Source organism: Spongiibacter taiwanensis (genome assembly GCF_023702635.1).
Classification (GTDB): Bacteria; Pseudomonadota; Gammaproteobacteria; order Pseudomonadales; family Spongiibacteraceae; genus Spongiibacter; species Spongiibacter taiwanensis.
In genome coordinates, this window is the sequence record NZ_CP098455.1 from 1939059 (window position 1) to 1965033 (window position 25975).

25 protein-coding genes are annotated in these 25975 nt (G+C 58.5%); 10 read left to right on the forward strand and 15 right to left on the reverse strand.

What is annotated here, in order from left to right; translation table 11 throughout:
- Window positions 1–96: 96 nt before the first annotated feature.
- The 4 genes from NCG89_RS08925 to NCG89_RS08940 all read right to left on the reverse strand — a co-directional run bounded on the left by NCG89_RS08925 (window position 97) and on the right by NCG89_RS08940 (window position 5302).
- Window positions 97–651, reverse strand: a complete 555-nt coding sequence (locus NCG89_RS08925; protein ID WP_251086179.1) for a hypothetical protein — start codon at window positions 649–651, stop codon at window positions 97–99.
- On the reverse strand, window positions 641–1810 hold the full coding sequence (locus NCG89_RS08930) for a phosphotransferase family protein (RefSeq protein WP_251086180.1): 1170 nt from the start codon (window positions 1808–1810) through the stop codon (window positions 641–643). The genes NCG89_RS08925 and NCG89_RS08930 overlap by 11 nt, the downstream gene beginning before the upstream one ends.
- A 37-nt stretch (window positions 1811–1847) precedes the next feature.
- The gene (locus tag NCG89_RS08935) at window positions 1848–2780 is read right to left on the reverse strand and encodes a DUF7064 domain-containing protein (protein WP_251086181.1); all 933 of its coding nucleotides are present in this window, start codon (window positions 2778–2780) and stop codon (window positions 1848–1850) included.
- 92 nt (window positions 2781–2872) lie between these two features.
- Window positions 2873–5302, reverse strand: a complete 2430-nt coding sequence (locus NCG89_RS08940) for a TonB-dependent receptor (RefSeq protein WP_251086182.1) — start codon at window positions 5300–5302, stop codon at window positions 2873–2875.
- A 256-nt stretch (window positions 5303–5558) separates the two neighbouring features.
- Here NCG89_RS08940 and NCG89_RS08945 point away from each other — a divergent pair, with 256 nt between their 5' ends.
- A complete protein-coding gene (locus NCG89_RS08945; protein WP_251086183.1) occupies window positions 5559–6287 on the forward strand; it encodes a response regulator transcription factor in 729 nt (242 codons plus the stop codon).
- 30 nt (window positions 6288–6317) lie between these two features.
- Here the strand turns inward: NCG89_RS08945 and NCG89_RS08950 are convergent, their stop codons facing one another.
- On the reverse strand, window positions 6318–6593 hold the full coding sequence (locus tag NCG89_RS08950) for a hypothetical protein (protein WP_251086184.1): 276 nt from the start codon (window positions 6591–6593) through the stop codon (window positions 6318–6320).
- Between the two features lie 18 nt (window positions 6594–6611).
- On the reverse strand, window positions 6612–7469 hold the full coding sequence (locus NCG89_RS08955; RefSeq protein ID WP_251086185.1) for an SIS domain-containing protein: 858 nt from the start codon (window positions 7467–7469) through the stop codon (window positions 6612–6614).
- 428 nt (window positions 7470–7897) lie between these two features.
- On the opposite strand from NCG89_RS08955, the gene NCG89_RS08960 reads away from it, so the two are divergent.
- Window positions 7898–8635, forward strand: a complete 738-nt coding sequence (locus tag NCG89_RS08960; protein ID WP_251086186.1) for a hypothetical protein — start codon at window positions 7898–7900, stop codon at window positions 8633–8635.
- 30 nt (window positions 8636–8665) lie between these two features.
- Here the strand turns inward: NCG89_RS08960 and NCG89_RS08965 are convergent, their stop codons facing one another.
- The gene (locus NCG89_RS08965) at window positions 8666–9754 is read right to left on the reverse strand and encodes a Fic family protein (protein ID WP_251086187.1); all 1089 of its coding nucleotides are present in this window, start codon (window positions 9752–9754) and stop codon (window positions 8666–8668) included.
- Between the two features lie 299 nt (window positions 9755–10053).
- Here NCG89_RS08965 and uvrD point away from each other — a divergent pair, with 299 nt between their 5' ends.
- The 3 genes from uvrD to NCG89_RS08980 all read left to right on the forward strand — a co-directional run bounded on the left by uvrD (window position 10054) and on the right by NCG89_RS08980 (window position 13851).
- Entirely contained in the window at window positions 10054–12216 is a 2163-nt protein-coding gene (uvrD, locus tag NCG89_RS08970; protein WP_251086188.1) for a DNA helicase II, read from the forward strand.
- An 87-nt stretch (window positions 12217–12303) separates the two neighbouring features.
- Window positions 12304–13434 (forward strand): TRAP transporter substrate-binding protein, encoded by a 1131-nt coding sequence (locus tag NCG89_RS08975; protein WP_251086189.1) that lies wholly within the window; start codon window positions 12304–12306, stop codon window positions 13432–13434.
- A 3-nt stretch (window positions 13435–13437) separates the two neighbouring features.
- Window positions 13438–13851, forward strand: coding sequence for a PaaI family thioesterase (locus NCG89_RS08980; RefSeq protein WP_251086190.1), 414 nt, complete (start codon window positions 13438–13440; stop codon window positions 13849–13851).
- A 36-nt stretch (window positions 13852–13887) separates the two neighbouring features.
- Here NCG89_RS08980 and NCG89_RS08985 read toward each other — a convergent pair whose 3' ends face one another.
- The 3 genes from NCG89_RS08985 to NCG89_RS08995 form a co-directional block, all read right to left on the reverse strand.
- Window positions 13888–14277 carry an acyl-CoA thioesterase gene (locus tag NCG89_RS08985; protein WP_251086191.1) on the reverse strand — a complete coding sequence of 130 codons (390 nt, stop codon included), beginning with the start codon at window positions 14275–14277 and terminating at the stop codon, window positions 13888–13890.
- Window positions 14278–14458: 181 nt separating this feature from the next.
- Window positions 14459–15832, reverse strand: coding sequence for a TRAP transporter large permease (locus NCG89_RS08990; protein WP_251086192.1), 1374 nt, complete (start codon window positions 15830–15832; stop codon window positions 14459–14461).
- Window positions 15822–16385: a TRAP transporter small permease subunit gene (locus tag NCG89_RS08995; RefSeq protein WP_251086193.1), complete on the reverse strand. Its 564-nt coding sequence runs from the start codon at window positions 16383–16385 to the stop codon at window positions 15822–15824. The genes NCG89_RS08990 and NCG89_RS08995 overlap by 11 nt, the downstream gene beginning before the upstream one ends.
- 60 nt (window positions 16386–16445) lie before the next feature.
- Between NCG89_RS08995 and NCG89_RS09000 the strand changes: the two genes are divergently transcribed.
- The 3 genes from NCG89_RS09000 to yaaA all read left to right on the forward strand — a co-directional run bounded on the left by NCG89_RS09000 (window position 16446) and on the right by yaaA (window position 18513).
- Complete coding sequence (locus tag NCG89_RS09000) at window positions 16446–17102, forward strand: hypothetical protein (protein ID WP_251086194.1); 657 nt, start codon at window positions 16446–16448, stop codon at window positions 17100–17102.
- Between the two features lie 90 nt (window positions 17103–17192).
- A complete protein-coding gene (locus tag NCG89_RS09005; RefSeq protein WP_251086195.1) occupies window positions 17193–17693 on the forward strand; it encodes a DUF4265 domain-containing protein in 501 nt (166 codons plus the stop codon).
- Between the two features lie 49 nt (window positions 17694–17742).
- Window positions 17743–18513: a peroxide stress protein YaaA gene (yaaA, locus tag NCG89_RS09010; RefSeq protein WP_251086196.1), complete on the forward strand. Its 771-nt coding sequence runs from the start codon at window positions 17743–17745 to the stop codon at window positions 18511–18513.
- 132 nt (window positions 18514–18645) lie between these two features.
- Here yaaA and NCG89_RS09015 read toward each other — a convergent pair whose 3' ends face one another.
- The gene (locus NCG89_RS09015; RefSeq protein WP_251086197.1) at window positions 18646–19341 is read right to left on the reverse strand and encodes an SDR family oxidoreductase; all 696 of its coding nucleotides are present in this window, start codon (window positions 19339–19341) and stop codon (window positions 18646–18648) included.
- A 141-nt stretch (window positions 19342–19482) separates the two neighbouring features.
- On the opposite strand from NCG89_RS09015, the gene NCG89_RS09020 reads away from it, so the two are divergent.
- Window positions 19483–19908, forward strand: coding sequence for an MAPEG family protein (locus NCG89_RS09020; RefSeq protein ID WP_251086198.1), 426 nt, complete (start codon window positions 19483–19485; stop codon window positions 19906–19908).
- An 11-nt stretch (window positions 19909–19919) separates the two neighbouring features.
- On the opposite strand, the gene NCG89_RS09025 is transcribed toward NCG89_RS09020, so the two are convergent.
- The 4 genes from NCG89_RS09025 to rpmE form a co-directional block, all read right to left on the reverse strand.
- Complete coding sequence (locus NCG89_RS09025; protein WP_251086199.1) at window positions 19920–20741, reverse strand: SDR family oxidoreductase; 822 nt, start codon at window positions 20739–20741, stop codon at window positions 19920–19922.
- Between the two features lie 120 nt (window positions 20742–20861).
- Window positions 20862–22109 (reverse strand): malic enzyme-like NAD(P)-binding protein, encoded by a 1248-nt coding sequence (locus NCG89_RS09030; protein ID WP_251086200.1) that lies wholly within the window; start codon window positions 22107–22109, stop codon window positions 20862–20864.
- A gap of 134 nt (window positions 22110–22243) precedes the next feature.
- Window positions 22244–22912, reverse strand: coding sequence for a thermonuclease family protein (locus NCG89_RS09035; RefSeq protein WP_251086201.1), 669 nt, complete (start codon window positions 22910–22912; stop codon window positions 22244–22246).
- A gap of 158 nt (window positions 22913–23070) precedes the next feature.
- Window positions 23071–23286 (reverse strand): 50S ribosomal protein L31, encoded by a 216-nt coding sequence (rpmE, locus tag NCG89_RS09040; protein WP_251086202.1) that lies wholly within the window; start codon window positions 23284–23286, stop codon window positions 23071–23073.
- Between the two features lie 256 nt (window positions 23287–23542).
- On the opposite strand from rpmE, the gene NCG89_RS09045 reads away from it, so the two are divergent.
- Window positions 23543–25723, forward strand: a complete 2181-nt coding sequence (locus tag NCG89_RS09045) for a primosomal protein N' (RefSeq protein ID WP_251086203.1) — start codon at window positions 23543–23545, stop codon at window positions 25721–25723.
- The last annotated feature ends 252 nt before the right edge of the window (window positions 25724–25975 follow it).

Genomic DNA, 25975 nt, shown 5'->3' on the forward strand with positions numbered 1-25975 from the left:
GTCCCTTTTATCCTCATGCCCGCTGATTTACGCGCACATTATTTAACCCTTTGCGCTGGCCCGCACCGATTGGCCATACAGCCCGGCCCATTTCCCTCACGACAGATCACCATCGAGCAGGTACTTGGTGGTGTGGAGCATTTCTTCAAGGGTGCCTAACTCCTTTTCATCCGGGTCCATTCCGTGGCGCCGAAACCAGATGCGCTCGCGAGTTGCCTGCAAACGGTTGTACTGCAGCACCTGGGAGGTTACGCAGTCCCGGTAATGCTGACCTGCCTCACTGAAGGCGACCTCGATCAGCTGATCAACAGCGGTGCCCACTTCTTTAGTGATTGCGTTGAGGCCAGACGCCGTCAGCGGCAGGCACTCGGGCTGATCCTGCAATAGCGCCGCCAACCGATCGAGAGCAGCGCTGGCCGGCAAACCGTCAGTGCAAGCAATCAGACGTCGGGCCAGTGCAGTCATGTTGTGGAGGGATCCCCGCTCATAGAGATACACCGCGTCCCACTGCTCGGACAACATCGCCAGATGGCCAAGCATCAGCGCAGCCTGCTCTTTGGCAAAGGGGTTATCGTCGGGAATGGCCGGCACAATCACGGTCTCCAGTGCTTTGCTCAAATTCGACAGGCGATTGGCAATATCAGGCAGCATGATTCACCTCCTCTCCGATCAGTTTTCCGATTTGCGCCAGAAACACCGACCCGGCCGCGCCAAGCCAGGTGATCAGCAAATCCTGATGATTGTTGGCCCGCTGGCCAGCAATCACTGCGCTGCTTAAATCCATAATCGCGCACTTCCAGGCATTCATGATTTCGTAGTAGCGCAGCGCGGCAGGATCGATGGTCCGGCCAGAAAGGCGCTGGTATTCCTCAAGAAAGCGCTCTCGCTCCATCAAGCCGCACACCAAAAAATGGCCCTTCTCATCCCAACTGCCAAACAGGCGCTGGAGAATCCATGCCAGGTCTTCGTGGAAGTCGCCAAAGTGTGCCAACTCCCAATCCAGAATCGTGGTGATCTGGCCCGAGGGCTCCTCAAACATAAAGTTGCCCACCCGGTAATCACAGTGGACCAGGCAGGGCGCTTCGCAGACCGGCGCATTGGCGCGCAACCATTGCTCAGTCAAGGTTATCAGCGGCACAGGTTCGACCAGATCTTCACGCCACACCCGGGACCAGAGTCCTACCTGATAGAGAGCCGCCTCGGTTGAATTGGCAGCGGGCATCACAAAATTTGGCAGCTCGGCTTGGCGCCAGCCCTGCCACGAATGCAGTCCCACCAGGGTTTTCAGAAACTGGGGCGCGATAATCTCGGCATAACGGCCGTAGCTGGAGCCGATGCCAGAAACGCTCTGGCCAGCCATATCAGTGGGCTTGGTCACGCCGGGCACAAACCCGGTGATCAAACCCGGGTTACCCAGGTGCTCGCCCTCACCATCTACTGCCAGCACAGGCGGCACCGGAAACTCGCTGGCCAGGGCCCGCAGCAGCTCTGCCTCCCGTAGCCGACAGGTTTCCACGATCCCTTCAAGGGGGTCCATGCGCAGCACATAGGTCTGCGCGCTCGGCGCATCACGGTGGTCCAAGGCAAAGGAGAACTGCTCCTTGGAAGCACCTCCGGTCATCCGCTTCACCCGGGAAACCCGCACGTCATCAAAGCCCTCTGCGTTGAGCAGACGCTCCAGTGCTGCCTCAACCTGCTCTGCCGTTTTGGGCCGATAGGGGCCACGCTTGCTGTGGGCAATTTTGCGGTCGAGGATGTAAGCCAATCGCGGCTCGACTAAGGCATTATTTTGTTCGCTAGTATCGGTCATCGTTATTTTCTCACTGCTTGTTGCACCGCCGCCAATCTCAATTTCCGTTTCCCTGCCAGGGAAAGCTGAATCCGCCCTCGCCCATGCCGTAGCCTTTGGTGCCGTCCGCCAGGGTGTATTCCATCATCTGCTCGACAAACATGAAGGAGTCATAGGGGAACATCCATCGGAACAGGGGTTTGCCGGTAAAGTCCCACAAGCGTCCTTTTTCGTCCCACACCTTCCAATGCACGTGCTTGAAACCAATTTCGTCGTCTTCATAGGTGATTTGCTCCTCCACCTTTTCCAGAGTCAGCCATTGCTCACCGTCGTGGAGGATTTTCTGGTAGCTGTCACCACCGGTGGTAATGCCGTGCACAGCCACACAGCCAACCCCGTTATCAAAAATCGGCCAGGCCAAGCGATAATGAATTAAGCCGGTCCAGTTACGGGGCCCCACGCTTAGATCGCGAAAGCCCTTGTCATCAATAGTGATCACTTCACCGGTACGAAGGTGGATGTCGCCCGTCACCTTGCAAAAGCCCTCCGGGTGCACATAAGTCAGCTCCCGGGCAATGGCATCGTCTTGGGCATTTTTGCTCAGCGCAATGCTGTCTCCCATTGGGTGAATCAGGTCCCACTCCAACTCCGCTTTGAAGTCATCGGTGTCGACTTTGACGATGGCAGTCTGCTGGGATCGGGTTGATTTCATGGTAATGCCAGCCACGGTGATGCCCGGATCAAGGCGTTGCTCGGTGTAGGGCAGGTTCATATTCACCCGGGTGAATAACGGTTTGCCGTCACGGAAGAAAATGGCAAAGCAATTCACCTCGCCGACATTTTCCAGAACACCTATGCGAAAGAAGCCGCCTGTCTTTTGGTGGCGATCGTAAAAATTGAAGTAAAAGCTTTGATTCCACTTGTAGATATCAGGGTTGGAGATCAATCGCTCAATGTTTTCGCTCATGTACTCGGTGGTGAGTTCAGGCATCACAACGCTCCTGTACTGTTCAAGTATTGGTGGTGAAAAAAGCGGCCCCATTGGGTGCGGGACCGCAATCAAGGTGATCGTGCAAAGTGGCGTTAGAAGGTGTAACCCACGCTGATACCGAAGGTCCTGGGACGGCCGACAAAACGTGCCGAGGTATCGGAGGAGGCGATGACGTTGGTCACATAATATTCGTCGAGAATATTCTTGCCCCAGAGGGTTACACGCCAATGGCCATCGGCAGAGCGGTAACCAAGACGGGCATTCACAATGCTGTAAGCGTCCATTTCGTTGAACTTTGGTGTAATCGACTTGGCACCCGCATCCCGTTGCGCCTGGGTGTAGGTGAGGCGGCTGCCACCAAAGGCGGCGTCGGACTCCGTCTGGCCATTGAGATTGACACCGGCGAACCACTCGTCGCCGCCATCGAGGGGGATCGTGTATTCAACATCCACCATGTAGGTCAGCTCGGGGGTGAACGGGATGGGGTCGCCAGAGAAATCTTCCTCGCCGGTTGCCAGCACCAGTTGGCCATTGTCGACCACCGCTTCACTGGTGAAGCTGGCACCCTGGTATTTCTTCACCTCTGACTGCAGGTAGGTGAAGGCCGCGGAGACTCTCAGGCGCTCGGTAAGCTGGGCGGTGATATCTGCCTCAACACCGTAAATTTCCGTCTCGGGCACATTTTCCAGCCGATCAAGGAAGCCAAAGATCGGGTCGAGAACCTTGGTGCGCAGCTGTTTGTCTTTATAGTCGTAGAGAAAAGCCGCGCCATTGAGTTGGACCGAGTTGCCCATGAGCGAGCTTTTAAAACCTGCCTCATAAGCCAGTACCGATTCCTGGGTGACCGGGTCGAGCTGGAAGAAATTGGCGGCCGCCAGTGCTGGATAACTACCGGATTTGAAACCTTTCGAAATATTGGCGTAAACCAGCGTCTCATTATCGAGGACGTAGTCGAGACCCAAGCGCCAGGACACATTGTCCTCGCTCAGCTCATCTTGGTAGGCATCACCGGGTACCTGATTGTCATTGAGGGTATAGCAGTCACCGATGCCAATGGGATCAAAGGGCGCCGTGCCCAGCATATTCCCGAGGGCATTGAACAGGGTCGCCACATTGGAGCCATCACCAGCATCGATGGCGCCGGGCATATTGGCGGCCGCGTAGTTGCAGCTTTCCACCTCGATGGTCGAGTCGGTGTAGCGTGCCCCCACTTTCAACGTCATCGCATCGCTAACGCTGAAGTCTACGTTACCAAACACCGCATAGGCGCTGATGTCCTGTTCCAGGGCGATGCCACTGGAGTTGATGTAGGCGTTCTGGTCAGTGTAGTTGGTCGAATCGATATAGCGCAGGGTCTGATCCTCACTGGTCTCACTCTGCTCCACGTTCGCACCAATCACCCATTTGGTCGTGGCATTCACAGACGACAGTCGTACCTCGGAAATCCAGGTTTCGATCTCGCCATAGCTCGGCGCCAGGTCAAACTGCACAAGAGCGAGGCCATCACCATCGGTCGCCTGTTCCTGCTCAAAATCCTGATAGGTGGTCAGCGCGGTCAAAGTGAGCTCGTCGTTGAGATCCCAGTCGCCCCGGGCAACAATTTGCAAGAAGTCCCGGTCGGAATAGGGATCAATGTAGTCCGCCCAATCGGCCGATTCATTGTCTTCACGGCTGAACTGCTGGGCCGCGATTTTGGCGACATTGGCCGGTGGATTGCCGGTTGCCGCATCCTGTTTAATCGCCGGGTTAAAAGCCACATACTGCTGAGCCTGAGGGTCGCTGTCGTCTTGCCAGGCATTGATGTTGAGCAAATAGGTGGACGATGCTGTGGGCGCAAACTCTAAAATCAAACGGCCAGCCTTGTAGTCCTCCGCACCATTTTCGTCATCCCGGGTGGCGCTTTTTTGCCACTCATCCGCACTCAGGCTGGTGAAGGCAAACCTTGCCCCCACGGTTTCGCTGACCGGACCACTGACAAAGCCATTGAACTCCTGACGACCGTAGTTACCAATACCCACATCACCGCCGGCTTCAAACTCTTCACCGGGTTTGGCGGCAATGAAGTTGATCGCGCCGCCGGTAGCGTTCTGACCAAACAGAATGCCCTGTGGCCCCTTGAGCACTTCCACCCGCTCCAGGTCGTAGGCCGCATGACTAGCCAATACCGGGAAGGGCATCGGCGCCTCATCAATGTACAGACTGGTGGCGGGGTAGGCACCCAGAGTCTGTTCGTTAAATCCGACACCCCGCAATGTAAAAATCGGCGTGTTCGAGGTACTCGACGAGAACACCAAGCCGGGGACTACAGAGGAGATCTCCTCCAGCGAAGTCAATTTTTGTTCCGCCATTCGCTCGCCAGTCACAGCAGCAATGGATAATCCCACATCATTAATATTCTCAGCCCGCTTGTTAGCCGTCACCACAACCTCTTCCAATGCGGGGGCGGCATCAACAAACTTTGGGAGCGCTGCGGCACTGGCGACCGCGATGACAAGTGCACTTTTCTGGAAAGACGGTTTCATATCTGAAGTCCTCAACGGGCTGCGACGCGGGCCACAGCCTTCTGTCACACGAATTCATTTTTGTTTTTTTGGCAGGCAAGCTACCTGCTGAGTGACATTAGCAATGACACTGCGGTGGGGTAATAGACGGAAATCCGTCAATTTGCATTGGCTTGGAGGACAATTTCCCGGTGATTGATATTTCTGCAAAGGTGTAACACAATGACTGCGCTGTCCAAAAAACAATCAGATTCAGCACCAATTATCGACATCGCCTATGCTCAATAATCGCTTTGACATCGCCAGCCTGGCCTATGCCCGCAAAACCCTGCAACGCAGCAAAGCCGACGGCATCAGCCTGTTTTTGTACGACAAGCGCGACGGCGGCGATATCCTCTTTCTACACCAGCAAAATACCTTGCCTGAGGCGATGCAGGCCTATCGCCAGCGTCTGCATAAGTATGATTCCTTTCTGCAGCAGATCCCCCGTACCGGCGTAGAGCAGAATGGCTTCTCGGTTAAATTGCGCGAGCGGCCTTCACGCCCCAGTGGTGCCGAACATCGCGGTGACAGTGTTTACTGGAAGGGGCTAGGCGGTTTCGGCTACCAGGAAACCGCCAGTATGGTTCACTCGCTGTCAAGCAATCTGCATCTGGTCATCGGTTTGCAAATGATGACCCAGCGCCGACACATGAACGTCGAGAGCGCTATCGCCTGCATGGAAGAGTGGATGCTATTCGGCCGTGATTTCATCCTCGACCAATCCCTGGAAGCCCTTCGGCGAGACAAACATGAGTCCGCCGGGGATGGCCTGCAGGCCGCCCTGGCCTGCGCCACCAAACGTGAGCAACAGGTGATATGTGAAATTTTGCAAGGCCACAGCAACAAAGAAATTGCAGACAAGCTCTCGCTGTCGTACTTCACCGTTGAGAATCATCTACGCCGCATCTACAAGAAATTCGGTGTACACAGCCGCACGGCGTTAGTGGCGGCGCTTCGGTCTTAAAGGCCAGACACCACCCTGACAGCTCGCGCCTTAATCCCGGTCGCAACCCCGATAGCGGAAGCAGAACCCCAACGTCGCCTCGGGGTGACGCTCCAGATTGAAATCCACCGTCATATCACCAGCCAGGTCGTAGACCCGATCTTCGGTGCCGCGCTCACCGTTAATGAAAATCCGGTTCTGGGCATCGACATAGATATCGTAGCGAGCCCGATTTGGCGAGCCGTCCAAAAATAGCGACGCGGCAAACGCCACCGCCACAATCGCGACGGCGGCAAAAAAGATCGCAAGGAATAAACGCTTGATCATGGGAATCCACCGACAGAACTAAGGATTTTTATCTTCCAGACGCAGGGCCTGCAGGCCCGCTTCAATCGTGGCCAAGTGCTCACGCAGCCCTTTTTTGTTTGCAGAAATGCCCACCGCCAGAATGTCCAGCACGGTCATATGGGCCAGCCGCGACGGCAGAGGTGTGTAGTTTCCTTCTTCCAGATCCACATCGATGTAGATCGGCAAATCGCTGGCCTCGGCCACCGGGCTGCCGCTTGGCGCCAGGGCAATGACCACAGCGCCGCTCTGGCGAGCCAATTTAATGGCGTCGAGCAGGGAGCGCGTACGGCCCGATTGGGAGATGGCGACCACCACATCGTCACTGTGCAGGGACATGGCCGACATCGCTTGCATATGGGGGTCGGAATAGACACTGGCGCTGATCTGCAAACGGAACAGGTTGTGCTGGGCATCGCTGGCCACCGCCGCCGAGGCGCCAAAACCATACAACTCCACCCGCCGCGCATTCGCAAGCAGCTCAACCGCCTTTTCAATGGCGTCTACTTCGATACTGTCCCGCACCTTTTTTAACGCTTCCATGGTCGCATCAAACACCTTAAAGGTGTACTGGCGGGCGCTGTCGTCGTCAGTGAAGGTAAAGGCCTCGTACTCGGGGCTGTGGGCAATGTGCTGCGCCAGTGCGAGCTTGAAGTTTTGAAAGCCATCGCAACCCACTGCCCGGCAAAAACGCACCACGGTCGGCTCACTCACGTGGGCCTCCTGGGCCAGGTCGACGATGCGCATATGAATTACTTCCCTGCGGTTGGCCAGAATATAATCCGCCACCAACCGCTCGCTGCGGCGCAGGCCCTCCCGGGCACTTTCAATGGCGCGAATGATATTGCGTGGCTTCACTGCTGCTCTCCTGTCTCGGGCAGAAGCCCTGCATCTGGCGCCGAGAAATCTTCTTCTGCCCGCGGGCATGCGCTGCGACCGGGCCCTGATAATACGCTGGATTGTAGAGCATTTGCGTCGCCAACGCGTCGACAACCTCCGCACTGCCTTTCATTCGCGGGTATTCTGCCACGCTGGGTAACGAGGCATCCCGGCACGATAATTCCGCAGCCGACCGCGCGGCGGGATATTGACGAAAGAATGGGCCGCGTGCAGGCTGACGCCGACGATCAGCAGTGTAAGGTTTTCAACTTCGACGCATTGTCGACCCTGAGGCGGCGGCACCCCCCATCAGCCAGATCACAACAAAAGCTTTATCGAGACGGTCAGAAGCTGCGGTTACCGCCTGGGACGCGGCCACTGACACCGAACAGGAAAAGGAATACACCATGCAAACAACACGACTGTGGCGCCGCGCCGCGCTACTTGCCGCAATCATTTTTCCCCTGGCACCCGTCCACGCGGGCAACACCGGCGGCGTGTTTGGCCCAGCCATTAACCCGACAGACCGCAGCGTGGAATATCGCTACGCCAACGCTCTCGGAGAAGACGGCCGCAGCGACAACTTTGCCCACCGACTGCACTATCAGCACGCTTTCAACGATCAATACCGGCTGCGCCTGGTCGCCCAGTATCGGGACAACCAGGACGACCTGGACTTTGACCAGGCCCGGGTGGAGTTGCAATGGCAATTCCAGGACACCCGCAAAACCAATGGCATCTGGGACAGCGCCCTGCGCTTTGACCTGGTCACCCGCGACAGCGATGCGCCAAAGGACCTTGGCCTGCACTGGACCAACCAATGGCGGCTGGCTGATCGCTGGCGCGCCACCGCCGTGCTGCTCACCTTCAAGCAATTTGATAACAACCCCCAGCCCGGCTGGCAGATCAGCTCACGCTACGCGCTGGGTTACCGCCTGGATGCCAATCACTCGATTGCCCTGGAGAGCTTTATCAGCCACGGCCCCCTCAACCGCATGGGCGACTTTAATGAGCGCCAGCAACAGGTGGGACCCGCCCTCAGCGGCCGCCTGCTGGGACTGGGCTACAAACTTGGCTACCTGAGGGGCGTGTCTTCGCCGACGCCCGATGACACGGTGGTGCTGTGGCTGAATTACGCGCTGTAGTCTGGCACGGCCGAGAGCGGCGCGAAGCCGCTATGGCCGCTTGATCTCTGCATCCGGTTCGATACACCCCGGCCACAGCCGGTCTTTTTCATCCAGGTGAATCAGGCCCAGCGAACGCAGCTGACGCATATCCCGCTGCATCGTCTTGCTGGTCAGCCTGTTGTACAGCACTTTATACCAGGGACTGGCGCGAAACTGGTCCAGCGGCACCGGCGCGCCCCGGTTCAGCAACTCAACCGCGATGGCGTATTGGCGGGGATTGATGTCTCGCGATTCGTGGCGGTCGCGCAGCAGGTTGCGGAACAACAGCAACTCCACCAGGGCATTCACCCGATTGTGCAGGCGGTTGATGCTCTCGAGCATCCCTTCTAGAAAGAAAGCGACGAAGGCGGTGTTTTCCCCCTGCTTACGGCAATGGTTAAACAAGGCAAAATACTGGTGGATATGGTTCAGGTAGTAATTGGCCTGGGCGAAGGGGGCATAGCGAAAACCCGCCGCCAGCAAAATGCTGGCCTCCAGCACCCGCCCCACCCGACCATTGCCATCCCAGAAGGGATGTATCCACTCAAAGTACAGGTGAAATAGCGGTGCCCGAATGAGCGCAGGCACCCCCTGCCTGGCCAGCGACTGATTCCATTCAATCAATGCTGCCAACAGCTTCGCCACATCCCGACCATTCTGCGGCGGCTTGTATACCCCACCGTGTTCACCGTCGCCGACGCGCGTTATCTTGCTCTTTGGGTTATCCCGCAGCTGCCCCGGAACGTTATTTTCATCTACCAAGCCCTCGGTAATCAGGTGATGCACTGAGCAGATATACGCCAGCGTGGGCTGCCAGTCGGCCTGGCTACACTCCTGCTTGGCCAGTTCATAGGCCGCCTTGATATTGACGACCCGGCGCTGCTGCTCCTCTTCGATCAAGGCGGGGTCCAGATCAAGGGCATACTGAATCTGCGCTTCATCCAAAGCCCCCCCTTCGATAGTGTTGGTGCCAAAAACGCTGGACACCACCACCTCTTTTTCCAAAGCATTGGCAACCTGGGCCAAAGGCGAACTTTTGAAGCGCTGCTGGGCATCTTCTACCCGTTGGTACAGCAAATGGACCGCATCAAGGGCCACACCGGGCTCGAACAAAAAGGGCCCAAATCGCTCTGTCTCAACCCGACAAACCGATTTTTTAAGCCACGAAATGTCGCCAAAAATGTCCACCAAAAAAACCCTATAACCTTCTAAATTAATTGGAAAATTAATATTTTAACGCCGTTTTTATGTGCAAAAAATGTCCACCATGATGCCGACTATAGTCGGCCGCAAGCCTGAAGGCAAAGGCCGCCCTCAAACACCGGCCTGGATCTTTTGGCCACACACCCCAAATTGCGCCGTGTCAGCTGAGGCCAGACCCGCTAGAATACGGCGCCATGGACGTATCTTATATTTTAGACGGGCTCAACGACGCCCAGCGCGACGCAGTGACGGCAGACAGCCCCGGCACTCTGGTATTGGCTGGTGCCGGCAGCGGCAAAACCCGGGTGCTGGTGCACCGCATCGCCTGGAAGATCGCAATCGAGAACCTCTCGCCCTACAGCATTCTGGCGGTGACCTTTACTAACAAGGCAGCCAAGGAGATGAAGGGCCGTATCGAGCAGCTGCTCGGCCAGCCCCTTCACGGCGGTATGTGGGTGGGCACCTTTCACGGCCTGGCTCACCGGCTGCTCAAGGCCCACGCCAGCGAGGCCAAACTACCCAGTAATTTTCAGATTCTCGACAGCGACGATCAGCTTCGCCTGCTCAAACGCATTCACAAAGAACTGAATCTGGACGACAGCCGCTGGCCACCGCGGCAGTCGGCGTACTTTATCAATGGCCACAAAGACGAGGGCCGCCGGGCCGCCCATATAGACGATTACGGTGGCGATCTGTACGTGAAGACCATGCTGCAGGTGTATCGCCGCTACGAGGAAATTTGCCAGCAGCAAGGAGTGGTGGACTTTGCCGAACTGTTGCTGCGCGCGCTGGAGTTGTGGCGAGATAACCCCGCCGTGCTGGCCCACTATCAGGGCCGCTTCAAGCATGTGCTGGTGGACGAGTTTCAGGATACCAACGCCGTGCAGTATGCCTGGCTGCGCCTGCTGGCGGGCAAGGGCATGGCCATTACCGCGGTGGGCGATGACGATCAGTCTATTTACGGCTGGCGGGGCGCCCGCATCGAAAATATCCAACAGTTCTCCAAGGACTTTGCCGACACCCGCATTATCCGTCTGGAGCAAAACTACCGCTCCACCGCCACCATCCTCAACGCCGCCAACGCGGTGATCAAAAACAACAGTCAACGGCTCGGCAAAGAGCTGTGGACCAGCGGCGAAGACGGCGAGCAGATCAAGCTGTTTGCGGGTTTCAATGAGCAGGATGAAGCCCGCTACATTGTCGACAGCATCGAGTCGCTGCTGAAAGACGATTACCGGCGGGCCGATGTTGGCATTCTCTATCGCAGCAACGCCCAATCCCGGGTATTGGAAGAATTTCTGATTCGTGCGGGCCTGCCCTACCGCATTTACGGCGGTCAGCGTTTCTACGACCGGCTGGAGATCAAAAACGCCCTGGCCTATCTGCGGTTGATCGCCCTGCGCGATGACGACACCGCCGTGGAGCGGGTCATCAACACACCCACCCGGGGCATTGGCAATCGCACGGTGGAAATCCTGCGGGATTACGCCCGCCAGCATCAGTTGTCGCTGTGGCAGTCTGCCGTGGCGATCATTCAGCAGGACCTGCTGGCAGCGCGGGCCAGCAACGCCCTGCGCAGCTTTTTGTCGCTGGTCGAAGACATGGCCCAGCAGAGCCGGGAGATGCCGCTGGACGGTCAGGTTGACTATGTGATCGAGCGCTCCGGGCTGATCGAGTTTCACCAAAAGGAAAAGGGCGAGAAGGGTCAGGCCCGGGTCGACAACCTGCACGAGCTGGTCAGCGCCGCCCGCAGTTACCAGGCCGACGATGAGGACGGCGATATTCTGCGCCAGTTTCTGGACGACGCCGCCCTCGATGCCGGCGAACAGCAGGCCGACGAGCACGAGGACTGCGTGCAGCTGATGACCCTGCACTCGGCCAAGGGCCTGGAATTCCCGGTAGTGTTTATTGCCGGGGTGGAAGAAAACCTGTTCCCCCACAAAATGTCGATGGAAGACCCGACCCGGCTGGAAGAGGAGCGCCGCTTGGCCTACGTGGGCATCACCCGGGCCGAGCAAAAGCTTTTTTTGACCTACGCCGAATCCCGCCGGCTGCACGGCCAGGAAAACTTCAACAGCCTGTCGCGCTTTATCAAGGAAATTCCCAACGAGCTGATCGACGAAGTTCGCCTGAACAACACCGTTACTCGCCCCAGCAGTTTTGCCTCAACCAGCATCAGCCAGCAGGCGGCCGCCAACGGAATTGCCCTGGGCCAGCGAGTGTTGCACAGCATCTTCGGCGCCGGGGTCATTTTAAGTTTTGAGGGCCAGGGTGCCAGCGCCCGGGTGCAGGTGAATTTTGAGGACGAAGGCAGCAAATGGCTGGTGCTGCAGTATGCCAATCTGGAGCTGCTGTGACGGGAGCAGGCAAACGCTGGACGGGCGGGCGTCTCCCCTTCAGCACTCCGCACTTGCACAACCGAATAAAACAATGAGCCTTGGTAAATGAGCCAACAAAAAAACGTCTACCCGCTGATCATCCTGAGCCTGGTTGCCGCGCTGGTGGCGGTCAGCTACCTGTTTGTTGCCGAGCGTGGGCGCCACTACACCGAAAACAGCGTGGCGGCGAGTGAGGGCGAACAACAGGTATTTCACTGGAAGCTGGTCACCACCTGGCCCAAAAACTTTCCGGGACTGGGCACCGCGCCGGAGAAATTTGCCGAGGTGGTTAACACCATGAGCCAGGGGCGCCTGCAAATCCGGGTCTACGGCGCCGGTGAACTGGTGCCCGCCATGGGCGTGTTCGATGCAGTTTCGGCAGGCAGCGTGCAAGCGGGCCACGGCGCGGCCTATTACTGGAAAGGCAAACTGCCCTCGGCCATTTTCTTCACCGGGGTGCCCTTTGGCATGACCGCCCAGGAAATGAACGGCTGGCTTTACCACGGCGGCGGTATGGCGCTGTGGCGAGAGGCCTATGCCCCCTTTAATCTGGTGCCCTTTGCCGCCGGCAATACCGGGGTACAAATGGCCGGGTGGTTCAATCGGGAGATCACTACGGTCGACGATATCAAAGGCCTGAAAATGCGGATTCCGGGCTCCGGCGGCGAGGTCTGGACCCGGCTCGGCGGCGCCGCCGTGACGCTGCCTGGCGGCGAGCTCTATACCTCGCTGCAAACCGGGGTAATTGATGCCACCGAATGGGTGGCGCCCTACAATGATCTGGCCTTCGGCTTTCACGAAGTGACCCGATATTATTACTACCCGGGTTGGCACGAGCCGGGCTCCACCCTGGAGCTGATCATCAATAAGCAGGCCTTTGAAACGCTGCCAGAGGACCTGCAAAAGGTGGTTGAAGTGGCCGCCCGCTACGCCAATGCCGATATGCTGGACGAATACACCGCCCGCAATAACGCGGCCCTGGTTGAGCTGATCAACAAACACCAGGTCCAGGTTCGGCGCCTGCCCGACGCGGTATTAAAGGCACTCCACACAGCATCGGACGATTATTTGCAGGAGTTGGCAGAAGGTGATGCCTTTACCGGGAAGGTCTACCGGAGCTGGAGCGCCTTTCTGGACGGGGCGCGCAATTACAATCGCATTTCTGAACAGGCTTACAGCGAAGCGCGGGATTTATAAGTGATGACAACGGTAACGGTCGACTCCCTCAACCACTTTCTTGGCGAGGCCTTTCCCCAGACTCGCTGCCGGGTGGAGTCTCTGGACACCATGAGCGCGACCATCCGTCACCCAATCGGCCCCGCCGAGTTGCGCCCCGGCGGAACGGTCTCTGGGCCCACCCTGATGGCGGCGGCTGATCTGGCGCTCTACGCAGCGGTACTCGGCGAAATCGGCCTGCAGCCCCTTGCGGTAACCACCAACCTGAATATCCATTTTTTGCGCAAACCGGCGGCCGATCGGGACATTATCGCCCGCTGCGAATTACTGAAGTGCGGTCGCACCTTGGCGATAGGAAATGTGCTGCTGTATTCGGAGGGCATGGAGGCGCCAGTCGCCCAGGCCAGCGGGACCTATGCGATCCCGCCCAAGCGCTGACAGTATTCAAGAATATTAACGGGGCCGACCCGACAATCAGTCGACCGAGCGGGTGCGGCCATTGTCGTCAATGGCCACAAACACGAAATCACCCTCGGTGACCTTGGCCGGATCGTTGTGATAATCGTCCGTGATCCACACCTCTACGCGGATGCGAATCGAGCTGCGACCCACGTCGACGATTTCGGTGTAGCAACTCACCACCGAGCCCACGCTAACCGGCGTCAAAAACGCCATCCCCTCTACCGCGACGGTCGCCACCCGGCCACCGGCCCGGCGCCCGGCTGTAATGCCGCCGGCGAGGTCCATCTGGGACATCAACCAGCCACCAAAAATATCGCCATTGGCATTGGTGTCCGCTGGCATCGCCAGGGTTTGCAGGGCCAACTCGCCAGTAGGGAGGGGCGTATCGTCGATATCGCGCATAGCGTATTCCTTATCAGGGCATTCAAAACCGCGGCCTAGTTAACGTGGCACCCTGGGTAATGTCAATGACCAAAATGGGTCCCCAGAAGGGCAAACTACCCCGGAAAATCTAGAAAGTGCGCACTAACTTGTAGAATGCGCTTTAGTGGCGACAGACTGTTTCCAGCGGTTACCAGGTGGTTCAGCCGCCTTTTACCCACGCCGGCAACCAGGTGGCCAACTGGGGCCACTGGGCGAGCACCAGCAACATCAACAACTGCATGATAATAAAAGGAATAATGCCCCTGTACATGGCACTGGTGGGCACCGACGCCGGCGCGACACCCCGCAAGTAGAACAGGGCAAAACCGAAGGGCGGGGTCAGGAAGGAGGTTTGCAGGTTGATGGCGATCATGATGCCGAGCCAGATGGGGTCCACCCCCATTGCCAGCAGGATGGGGCCGACAATCGGCACCACCACAAAGGTGATCTCGATAAAGTCGAGAATGAAGCCAAGCAGGAAAATCACCAGCATGACCACGATGGTGGCCGACATCACTCCACCCGGAAGGCCGGCAAAGAAATGCTCGATCAGCTCATCGCCGCCGAAACCCCGAAATACCAGCGAAAACACCGCCGCGCCGACCAGGATCATAAACACCATCGAGGTGACTTTCAGGGTTTCCCGGCCTACCTCACCAAGCCGGGGCAGGCCCAGCTGCCCCTTGGCGGCAGCCAGCAGCGCCGCGCCCAAGGCCCCCACCCCCGCCGCTTCCGTGGGGGTAGCCGCACCGAGCAGAATCGATCCGAGCACGGTAAAAATCAGCAGTACCGGGGGAATTAAGCCCTGCAATACCCGCCACAGCGGAGGCGGATTCAGATCCAGCGCCGCCGGCGCCCGGTCGGGGCTGCGCACGGACACCCAGAACATATAGCCCAGATACATGGCAACCAGACCGAGCCCGGGCAGCAGCGCGCCGATAAACAAATCGCCCACCGACAGGGTGTCCGGGCTGAACACCCCCATATCCAGCTGGGCCTGCTGATAGGCACTCGACAGGGTATCGCCCAGCAGCACCAGGGCAATTGAAGGCGGAATAATTTGCCCCAGCGTGCCGGTGGCGCAGATCACCCCGGTGGCGAGTCGCGGGTCGTAGCCCCGATTTAACATGGTGGGCAATGACAGCAGTCCCATGGTCACCACCGTGGCACCGACAATACCGGTGCTGGCGGCCAACAGCATGCCCACCAGAATGACCGAAAAGCCCAGCCCACCCGGGCGCCGACCGAACAAAGCCGCCATATTGCCCAGCAACTGCTCCGCCAGCCGGCTCTTTTCGAGCAGCACCCCCATCAACACAAACAGCGGCACGGCGATAAGGGTGGTGTTGCTGACGATGCCAAACAGGCGACTGGGCAGGGCGGCGAGAAAGCTGGGATCAAACTGGCCCATTGCAATGCCGATCCCGGCGAAGATCATGGCGGTACCGGCCAGGCTGAAGGCCACCGGATAGCCGAGTAACAGCACCAGGCAGATGGTGGCAAACATCAGCAGGGGCATGGCCTCAACCAGCATGGTGGTTGTCCTCGTCAGCCTCTGGCGCGTCGCCACACAGCAGAATCCGGGCATTTTTTACCAACTCAACCGCACCCTGCAGGGTGAGCAAAATCGCCATGCCCGGCAGCAAAAACTTGAGCGCGTACACAAAGGGCAGGCCGCCCGGTTCCACCGACCGCTCCCGAATAGCCCAGGACTGGGCGGCAAACTCCCAGCTCCCCAGCAAGACCAGTCCACAAAGCGGGAATAAAAACACGATTGTGCCCAGCGAATTCACCCACGCCCGATTGCGGGGAGAAAAATTCCGGTAGAGAATGTCGACCCGAACGTGACCGTCGTGGCGCAGGGTGTAGCCCGCACCCAGCATAAACACCGCGGCGTGAAGATAGGTTACCGATTCCTGCAAACCGGTAGCACCGGTTTGGAAGCCATAGCGCAATACCACCACAAGAGCGGTAATAATCATCATTGCGGGAATTAACCAGGCCAGCGCGCGTCCAAGCCCCTCAGTGAAGCGGTCTATGATGTCCAGGCTCTTCATGGTTTGCAGATGATTAGAATTAAGCGGCACATTATAGCCAGCTAAGTGCGGCGGAGCACTCGCTCTCGGTGCCAAAGTCAGGAGCACGACATGCGCAAACTTACGATAACGATTTTGATGGGGCTGCTGGCCAACGCCGCCAGCGCCGATATTGTCGCCCGTTATACCATGGGCAAAGACACGGTGGTGTTGAGCTACCGGGACGCCAACCACATTCGCCTCGATACCAGCCGCGGCGGCTACTCCCTGATCAGCGGCGACCGGGCGGTGGCGGTCATCAATCAGGGTGACCGGCAAATGGTCATGGATGTGGACCAGATGGGCGCCGTTCTCAGCGCCATGCGCAACAAACCCGACCAGGACCGCATCCCCCAGCAGGGCGACGTCACGATCACCGGCACCGGTGAAACCCGGGAAATTGCCGGCATCGACGGCGAAGTGTTTGTGATCAATGACGGTCGCCAGGACTATTCCGTGGTGTTGACCAACGACCCCGCAGTGGTAAAGGCCGGCGAGGCCATGGCGCAATTCTTCCGCCGCTTCGCCAACGCCATGAACAATGAGCAGGGCGCCCGCCTCCTGGCCCTCGACAACATCTATCGCAACCACAGCCACCGCGGCCTGCTGCAGGCCCAAGGCCTGCAGCTGGTGTCCATCGGCGAGGAGGAGCGACCGGACGAGATGTACAGCGCCCCCGCCAGTGCCATCAGTTTCAGTATGCCGGGCCTGCTCGGCGGCAATCGCTAAGCCCCTTTGCGCTGGGTCGGCGGCGTAGCCGGTGACCCAGCGCCATCAAAATCGGTATCATAGGCGCCTTTTGTTCAGGGCCTTTTTCGTATGACCAACGCCGATTTCGCCGATCAGGAAACCCGGGTCGAATTGCTTGCCGGGATTCACCCCGAAAATCGCCAACCCATCTTCGAACAAATCCTGGCCACCCCTGCCGAGGGTGAAAACGAATACCGCCTGCTCAAATCCCCCCTGTTTGTGCGGGGTATCGCCGCGCAGGACATTGTGCGCATCAATCCTGACTCCCGGGGACGTTTTGAGCTGGTGCAGCGCAGCGGCATTCTGGCGCTGCGGGTCTTTTTTAAGCAGCCCGATGCCGATCTGGAAAACCAACTCACAGCCGAGCTGGAAAAACTTGGCGGCAGCCAGGACATTCTCACCGAGCGGGCGCTGGTGTACAGCATTCACTTTGGCGTGGGCTTTCAAGCCATCGAGGCACTGATCAACCGCATGACCGCAGGCAAACCCGTCCAATGGATGTACGGCAACGTATACCATGCCGAAACCGGCGAGCCGCTGAACTGGTGGCAAGATATGCTTCAGGCCTGAGCCTGTTTGCGCGCCCGCCCATGACCGATATCAGGAACCGATCAAAACCATGCTAGTTGTTATCTCCCCCGCCAAAACCCTCGATTTTGACACGCCGCCCCACATCGACCAGCACACCCAGCCGGATTTTCTCAAACAATCCCGGCAACTGATTGGCGAGCTGCAACAGCTCAACCCCGAGCAGATTTCCTCGCTGATGAGCATCAGCGGCAAATTGGGTGAGCTGAACCACCAGCGCTTTATGAACTGGAAAACACCCTTCAAGCCCACCAACGCCAAGCCTGCCGCCCTGGCCTTTCGCGGCGATGTCTACACCGGCCTGGATGCCGACAGCTTGACCGAGGACGACTTCGCCTTTGCCCAAGACCACCTGCGGATCTTGTCAGGCCTGTATGGTCTGTTGCGGCCACTCGACCTGATCCAGCCCTACCGGTTGGAAATGGGCACCCGCTTTCAAAACACTGGCGGCGACAACCTCTACCAGTTTTGGGGCGACCGTCTGACCCAAGCCCTGAACAAACAGTTGAAGGAAGCCGGCCCGGTGCTGATCAACCTGGCTTCAAAGGAATATTTCTCCGCCGTTCAGCCCGGCAAGCTCAACGCTGACGTTATTACCCCAGTGTTTAAAGACTGCAAAAACGGCAAATACAAAATTATCAGCTTCTACGCCAAGAAAGCCCGAGGGCTGATGAGCGCCTACATTATCAAACATCGGCTCACCGACCCCGAGGGCCTGAAGGCCTTTGACAGTGAGGGCTACTACTTCAGCCCCGAGCAATCGACAGCAAGGGAGTGGGTATTTTTGCGAGAGGAGGCTTGAAGACGCGGGAAAGTATTAGGGGCGACTCGAAAGAGCGTTTCATAGCGAACGATTCGATGAGCACCCATCAAACCTTCAGCCCGGTCCCTGCGCTGATCCTATGATAGACCTCAGGCACATCTCGCCTTGCCCCTAGCGCATTTTGGCCAACACCCGCAGCGGCAACCATTTCATCACCCAGCCCACTGGTCGCCAAGGCCAGGCGGGCACCCAGGCCTCCCCTTTCTCTGTATCGATGGCCCTGACCATCGCTGCCACACCTTCCTCCAGACCAACTCGAAAGGGTGCCCGTCTGAGGTCTTCATTGATAGGTGTGAGGATGAACCCGGGTAAGATGCAGCTGACCCGGATATCCGTGCCGTAAACATCGGCGCGCAAGCCTTCAGACAGGGTTCGCAAGCCGGCTTTGGTCGCGGCATAAACGCTGCCCGAGCCGGGAAACCCGCGCAGCGCACTCATGGACGAGATGGTGACCAAATGCCCGCGTCCCTGCTGACGGAAAATCGCCATTGCTGCCTCGCATTGGGTTATCGCCGCGAGAAAGTTGGTTTCCGCTGTTTTACGATTAGCCGCTTCATGCCCGATGCCCAGCGACGCGCCCTTGCCCATTCCAGCGTTCACAACCACCCGGTCGAGGCCACCGAGCTGCTCCCGGCTTCGTTCAAACACCGAGAACACCTGCTGGTGATCGCAGACATCCAAGGCATGCACCACCACCGTAATATCGGGATGCGCCGCGCAAAGGGAGGCCTTCAAGGATTCTAGCTGCTCAATCCGGCGCGCGCACAATGCGAGATGATGACCCTTTGCGGCAAAGTGCCGGGCCATACCCTCGCCCAAACCCGAGCTGGCTCCCGTGATTAATATATTCGGTCGCGACAAATGCATAACACCCTCGTTGTTGTTTTGAGTTGCGGGACTGCTATCTTTTACGCTGCACTCAAGCATAACAATACGATGGAGGCAAACATGAATCCCATTTCCCCCATGCTCACGCCGGTGTTTATTCTGGTGCTGTGGAGTATCGTCGTTTTGTTCTGGATGGCTTCGGCTCGGCTACCCGCCATAAAGAAAGCACGTCTCGGGCCCACGGCTGGCGAGCGCACTGCGGAACTTGCCACCCAGTTGGACCGGCGGGTGCAGTTCAAAGCCGACAACTACAATCATTTGATGGAGCAGCCAACACTGTTCTACGCGATGGCAGTTGCCATGGCGGTCGCCGGCCTGGATCAGGGCCTGAACCTTTACCTCGCCTGGTTCTATGTTGCCAGCCGCATTGTGCACAGCATTATTCAATGCACATCCAATGTGGTGATGGTGCGCTTCAGTGTATTTCTTGTTGGCACACTGGCGCTGCTGGTAATGGGAGTTAACGGACTACTGGCTACCCTGTAGCAGCGCGGCGTTTAGCCCCGGCGAGCCGCCATGCCCGCCGTTCGGCTGAGCATCAAACGCCGATACAGGCCGCCGGGAAGCCACCGTTTCAGACGGAAGATTGCCCGGGCCTCGGCCTGGGGAATAATCAGCGGGTCTCGCCGTTGGATACCCTTGTAAATAACCGCCGCCACCTCATCGGCGCTGTGCTTTGCTCGGTTCACCAATTTTTCGGTCATCAAGCGGGCGCTTTCATCGGAGGCTCTCACCGACTCGGCCAGGTTGGTGCGGAAAAACGATGGGCAAACCACCGACACCGATACCCCTACCGGCGCCAGCTCGTAACCAAGGGACTCCGACAGAGCAACCACTGCGGCCTTGGAGGCGCAGTAAGCTGACATACTCGGCGGATGGACCAGCCCCGCCAGCGATGCAACATTGACGATGTGACCGCCCCCCTGCGTTTGTAGCAGGGGCGCAAAAACCTGACACCCCCTGACCACCCCGAGCAGATTGATATTCAGCAGCCAGTGCCAATCCTGAACGGACAGGCCCTCTATACTGCCCGCGGCAGCAACACCGGCATTGTTAACCACCACGTCCACACCGCCCCAATTCGCCAACAACCACGCTGCCGCTTCAGCAATTGAAGCGTCATCCGTCACGTCGCAATGTAGGTAATGGGGATCACAATCGGGTGTCACCAGGGTCGCCAATTCCGCCAACGACGACTGCCCACGAGCAGACTGAATATCGCCAATGCAGACACGATAGCCCCCTCGGGCAAAACAGCGCGCCAGCGCCAACCCCAGACCGGATGCACCACCGGTAACAAATACACGCTTAGTCATCATTATTATCCCACGCCGACATACGATCGCTGTCTGGGGATTGTGGGTCAGCCGCACCGAGCTCACAAGCCGGGCGGAAAAAAGAAGGGAGGCCGCTCCGCTAAACCAGGGCGGCCGGGAGAGTTACTTCAGGGGGTAGTGGGCCGGGTACGGCAGCTGCGCCACACCACTATCAACCGCCGCCTGGGCAACGGCGGCCGACACCACACCCAGCAAACGGCGATCCACCGGCTTGGGAATGATGTATTCCGGGCCAAAGCTCAAGCCCTCAACACCACAGGCATCAATCACCACCTGGGGCACGGGCTCCTTGGCCAGCTCACGAATGGCATGTACCGCAGCCACTTTCATCTCTTCATTGATTGCGGTCGAACGAACATCCAGCGCGCCACGGAAGATGAAGGGGAAGCCCAGCACATTGTTCACCTGATTGGGGTAATCAGACCGGCCCGTGGCCATAATCAGGTCATCCCGCACCGACAGTGCCAGTTCAGGCTGAATCTCGGGGTCGGGATTCGAGCAGGCAAACACGATGGGTTTGGGCGCCATTGAGCGAAGCATGTCTTCGCTGAGCAGGTTTGCGCCAGAGAGCCCCACAAACACGTCAGCATCTTTGATGGCGTCGCTCAGGGTGCGAGCGTCGGTGTCGTTCTCGAACTCTTTCTTGTACTTGTTCAATCCTTCCCGTCCGGGGTAAATCACACCGCGACGGTCGATCATATAAATATTCTGGTACTGCGCGCCCAGCGCGACTAACAGACGCATACAGGCGATAGCCGCCGAACCGGCACCCAGGCAAACAATCCTGGCCGAGGCAATGTCTTTACCCTGAATTTCCAGGGCATTGAGCATACCGGCCGCAGTCACGATAGCAGTGCCGTGCTGGTCATCATGAAAAACCGGGATATTGCATTGCTCGATCAGCAGCCGCTCAATTTCGAAGCACTCGGGCGCTTTGATGTCTTCCAGATTAATACCGCCGAAGGTGCACGAAATCCGCTTAACGGTATCGATAAACGCCTGACTGTCTTCGGCATCCACTTCGATATCAATCGAGTCTATGTCAGCAAAACGTTTGAACAGCAACGCCTTGCCTTCCATTACCGGCTTGCTGGCCATGGGGCCAAGATCACCCAGGCCAAGAATGGCAGTGCCGTTAGAAATTACCGCAACCAGGTTGCCCTTGCTGGTGTACTTGTAAACATTGACCGGATCACGGGCAATTTCCCGTACGGGTTCGGCAACGCCGGGGCTGTAGGCCAATGACAAATCGCGTTGGGTCTCGGCTGGTTTTGTCAGCGTGATACCGATTTTGCCCGGTGTGGGCAGGGCGTGATAATCCAGAGCCGCTTGTTTTACATCTTTGGACATGCTCAATTCCCAGTCAGTCGCTCCCCGGCGCACAGCCGACGAGCCCAATTCTTACCGTTGAGGCCAACCTGCCACCCGCCAGGGCAGCGCCTCAAACACCACTTTTCTACCACTGTTTTCACATTGCCAATCTGTTATGGGCAATCCAAACAGTTCAGCATATCCGGATGACGCAAATCCATTTTAAAGCGCGCCATTTCCGGCCGGGGCGGTCTCCGTGACATCAGCCAGCCCCGCACTTCAAGCTGACGCCCCACCAAGGTATCGAGGTCCTGCGAGAAATGGGGCCGATCTGCGTTTGCCAACCGCAGTACCAAATCGCCCTCCATCTCCAACCACATCGCGCTGCGGCTGCGGTCAATACGCAGCAGGCGCCCGGTTACGCGCTGAAACCCCTGATCGCGCATCGTCAGCGCCGTCGATCGCAGCGCCGGCTGCGACCATACGCCGATCTTCTGCGCTGCAGCCATCGCTTCTATCCGCCGCAAACACGCCCGATAAGGTGAAACCTGCGGTGGCACGGCAATATACCAGGCCATACCAGCGGCCAACATCTCGGCCCCCAAGTGGCCGCCATCAGCGCGCTGAAATACTGATACCAGACGCCGACCGTAGCGATCCTCGCCATGGTCGTGCAAAAACACCCGCTGATTTGTGATCTTAGCTGCCAGAGTTTGCTTGGCTGTGACAGCAAAGGGGTCGTCGGAGCGCCCCTCTCGCCCCAGCTCCGGCGCATTAATCGCCAGCAATCTGAGACGTCGACCATCGCCCAACCGGAGGGTATCGCCGTCCGTGATGGACACTACCCGCGCAGGTGAAAGGGTAGTTTGGGGAGGACAATCGGCGGTGTGGCCAATGCCAACCCAGAAACAGACTAGACAAACAAAAATGCCCGGCAGAATCTGGCCGGGCATTCGGTGTATCAGAGTGACCCAATCGCGCCACTCTACAAGATACACTGTTAAGATTTAACGCCGCGGCTACCGAAACGCTTGCGGAAGCGATCCACGCGACCACCGGTATCCAGCATTTTCTGCTTGCCAGTGTAGAAAGGGTGGCAAGCTGAGCACACATCAACGTGCAGGTCTTCAGCCAGGGTGGAGCGAGTCTGGAAGCTGTTACCACAGCTACAGGTCACGCTGATTGCTTCATACTTCGGATGGATATCGGCTTGCATGGGTCATTCCTCTTGGGGCGCCGCTAACCCGATCTGTATTGTCGGGCACCGCGCCGGGTAGACGTGATCAAAAATTAGGCGGCGAATATTAACAGAATGCGACCCAGAAGCAAGCGCTCAGCCGCGATATCGCCCGCCACCCCTGGGCACAGGCGAATTGGGCCATCGAGCACCCGCCCAGCGCGCTTTTCTTTTCCCCCGGCAAGTCCTATACACTGGCACCCCGAACTGATCTTGCCCCGCTGGCGCCTAGAAAATGCAAAAACTGGTCACCGTCGCCAACCCCAGTCCCCTGCGCAAGCAATTTGACTACCTCTGGCCCGAGAGCTGGCCGGCGCCCCGGCCGGGAGAGCGGGTACTGGTGCCCTTCGGAAACCGCCGGGTCGTTGGCCTGGTCACCGCGATCCGCCGCCACAGCGACGTCGATGCCAGCAAACTCAAAGCGGTGGTCCAGCGCCTCGATGATGACCAGCCTGCCATCGGCAAGGATCTACTCGACCTGGCCCAGTGGTCCGCCCGCTACTATCACCATCCGCTGGGGGAGTGCCTCCAGCAAATGCTGCCCGTGCTGCTGCGCCGGGCCGAAACGCCCAAGGCGGCAACCCTCACCGCCTGGCAGCTCAACCCTGAAATCGCTGACTTGCCACCGCTGTCCAAACGGGCCCACCAGCAGCAAGCGCTACTCGCAGCAGTGACAGAGCACGGCCAACTAAGCAAGCGCCAAATTAAAGCCATGGGCTACACCGGCGATATTCTCAACAAGCTTATCCGGGGCAAATATTTGCAGGCCTGCACACCCATACCGCCCCCACCGCCCACCGCCGACCGCCCTTTGACCCTCAATGAGGAACAGCACTGCGCCGTGCAGGCCGTGGTTGGCGGCCTTGGCGCCTTCAATCGATTTTTGCTGGAAGGGGTTACCGGCAGCGGCAAGACCGAGGTCTACCTGCAAGTCATTGCCGAGTGCCTTCAGCGCGGCGACCAAGCCCTCGTTCTGATTCCCGAAATTGGCCTGACACCCCAAACGCTGGCGCGTTTTGAACGCCGCTTTCCAGGTCAGGTAAGTGCACTGCACTCCGGCCTCAGCGACAGTGAGCGGCTGAACAACTGGCAAGCGATTCGCACCGGCGAGCGTCAGATTGTGTTGGGCACCCGCTCGGCAGTGCTCAGCGACTTCGCCCGACTCGGCGTCATTATTGTGGACGAGGAGCACGACCCCTCCTATAAACAACAAGACGGCTGGCATTACTCCGCCAGGGACATTGCCGTAAAGCGCGCAGCTGACTGGCAATGCCCGGTGCTGCTAGCCAGCGCCACACCCAGCCTCGACAGCCTCTACAACACCCAGGCTGGGCGCTATCAACATTTGAAGTTGGTCAACCGCGCGGGGCAAGCTCAGGCGCCGACCTTGCGTTTGCTGGATATTCGCCAGCAAACCCTGGAACAGGGTTTGAGCCCACTGGTCATCGATCAACTCAGCGACAATCTCCGCCAGGGCAATCAAAGCCTGGTGTTTTTGAACCGCCGCGGCTTCGCCCCGCTGCTGCAGTGCCACAGTTGCGGTTGGATGGCCGACTGCGATGCCTGCGATGCTCGCATGACCGTTCACTTTCGCCGCCGGGAACTGCGCTGTCACCATTGCGATGCCCGCAAGGCACTGCCCACCCACTGCCCCCAATGCGGCAATACATCGTTGATCTACGACGGTCCCGGCACCGAGCGACTGGAGCTGGCACTCCAACAGCACTTCCCCGAGGCACCGGTAATCCGCATCGATCGGGATACCACCTCCAATAAAGGCAGCATGACCAACCTGCTGACCGATATTCAACAGGGAGCGCCGGGAATATTGGTGGGCACCCAAATGCTGGCCAAGGGGCATCATTTTCCCGACGTCACCCTGGTTGCCGTGGTCGACATTGACGGCGGCCTGTTCAGCCCGGATTTTCGCGCCGCCGAGCGCTGCGGCCAATTACTGCTGCAGGTCGCCGGGCGCGCGGGCCGGGGCGACAAACCCGGCACCGTTTTGATTCAGACCCACTGTCCCGAACACCCGGTGCTGCTCGACCTCGTCCAGCGGGGCTATTCCGAATTCGCCCAGGCATTGCTCGGCGAGCGAAAACTCCTCAATCTGCCGCCCTGCGGCTATATGGCAGTAATGCGCTGCGATGCCCGCCAACTCGACCAGGCCATGCAGTTTCTCCAGCAGGTCAGTCACCACGCCAACGGCGCCGTCCCCGGCTGTGATGTGATCGGCCCCCTCCCCGCCGCAATGGCCCGCCGGGCAGGCCGCTATCGCGCCAGCATCATTTTTCAAAGCAGCCAACGCCAGCGACTCCACCAGGCCCTGGATTTGGCCATCGCCCAGGGAGAAAGGCAGCGCCGCAAGGCCGATCTGCGTTGGTCGGTGGATGTGGATCCCCTGGAGGTGTTCTGAGCGCAGGACGCAGGACGCAGGACGCAGGACGCAGGACGCAGGACGCAGGACGCAGGACGCAGGACGCAGGACGCAGGACGCAGGACGCAGGACGCAGGACGCAGGTAAGTATTCAGGCGAGCCAAGCTTTATCAAACTTTTGCGTCCCCGGCTCGGCGGCCGGGGCGACGCGAAAGATTCGATGGGCACCCGTCAAACCTTCAGCCCGGTCCCTGGACTGCCTCTGGGTTAGACGTCAGGCATTCCGCTTAT

Bases quoted from the DNA above. Each gene is read 5' to 3' on its own strand.
- NCG89_RS08925 (WP_251086179.1), bottom strand. From the start codon at position 651: ATGCTGCCTGATATTGCCAATCGCCTGTCGAATTTGAGCAAAGCACTG.
- NCG89_RS08930 (WP_251086180.1), bottom strand. From the start codon at position 1,810: ATGACCGATACTAGCGAACAAAATAATGCCTTAGTCGAGCCGCGATTG.
- NCG89_RS08935 (WP_251086181.1), bottom strand. From the start codon at position 2,780: ATGCCTGAACTCACCACCGAGTACATGAGCGAAAACATTGAGCGATTG.
- NCG89_RS08940 (WP_251086182.1), bottom strand. From the start codon at position 5,302: ATGAAACCGTCTTTCCAGAAAAGTGCACTTGTCATCGCGGTCGCCAGT.
- NCG89_RS08945 (WP_251086183.1), top strand. From the start codon at position 5,559: ATGCTCAATAATCGCTTTGACATCGCCAGCCTGGCCTATGCCCGCAAA.
- NCG89_RS08950 (WP_251086184.1), bottom strand. From the start codon at position 6,593: ATGATCAAGCGTTTATTCCTTGCGATCTTTTTTGCCGCCGTCGCGATT.
- NCG89_RS08960 (WP_251086186.1), top strand. From the start codon at position 7,898: ATGCAAACAACACGACTGTGGCGCCGCGCCGCGCTACTTGCCGCAATC.
- uvrD (WP_251086188.1), top strand. From the start codon at position 10,054: ATGGACGTATCTTATATTTTAGACGGGCTCAACGACGCCCAGCGCGAC.
- NCG89_RS08975 (WP_251086189.1), top strand. From the start codon at position 12,304: ATGAGCCAACAAAAAAACGTCTACCCGCTGATCATCCTGAGCCTGGTT.
- NCG89_RS08980 (WP_251086190.1), top strand. From the start codon at position 13,438: ATGACAACGGTAACGGTCGACTCCCTCAACCACTTTCTTGGCGAGGCC.
- NCG89_RS08985 (WP_251086191.1), bottom strand. From the start codon at position 14,277: ATGCGCGATATCGACGATACGCCCCTCCCTACTGGCGAGTTGGCCCTG.
- NCG89_RS08990 (WP_251086192.1), bottom strand. From the start codon at position 15,832: ATGCTGGTTGAGGCCATGCCCCTGCTGATGTTTGCCACCATCTGCCTG.
- NCG89_RS09000 (WP_251086194.1), top strand. From the start codon at position 16,446: ATGCGCAAACTTACGATAACGATTTTGATGGGGCTGCTGGCCAACGCC.
- NCG89_RS09005 (WP_251086195.1), top strand. From the start codon at position 17,193: ATGACCAACGCCGATTTCGCCGATCAGGAAACCCGGGTCGAATTGCTT.
- yaaA (WP_251086196.1), top strand. From the start codon at position 17,743: ATGCTAGTTGTTATCTCCCCCGCCAAAACCCTCGATTTTGACACGCCG.
- NCG89_RS09015 (WP_251086197.1), bottom strand. From the start codon at position 19,341: ATGGCCCGGCACTTTGCCGCAAAGGGTCATCATCTCGCATTGTGCGCG.
- NCG89_RS09020 (WP_251086198.1), top strand. From the start codon at position 19,483: ATGAATCCCATTTCCCCCATGCTCACGCCGGTGTTTATTCTGGTGCTG.
- NCG89_RS09025 (WP_251086199.1), bottom strand. From the start codon at position 20,741: ATGATGACTAAGCGTGTATTTGTTACCGGTGGTGCATCCGGTCTGGGG.
- NCG89_RS09030 (WP_251086200.1), bottom strand. From the start codon at position 22,109: ATGTCCAAAGATGTAAAACAAGCGGCTCTGGATTATCACGCCCTGCCC.
- rpmE (WP_251086202.1), bottom strand. From the start codon at position 23,286: ATGCAAGCCGATATCCATCCGAAGTATGAAGCAATCAGCGTGACCTGT.
- NCG89_RS09045 (WP_251086203.1), top strand. From the start codon at position 23,543: ATGCAAAAACTGGTCACCGTCGCCAACCCCAGTCCCCTGCGCAAGCAA.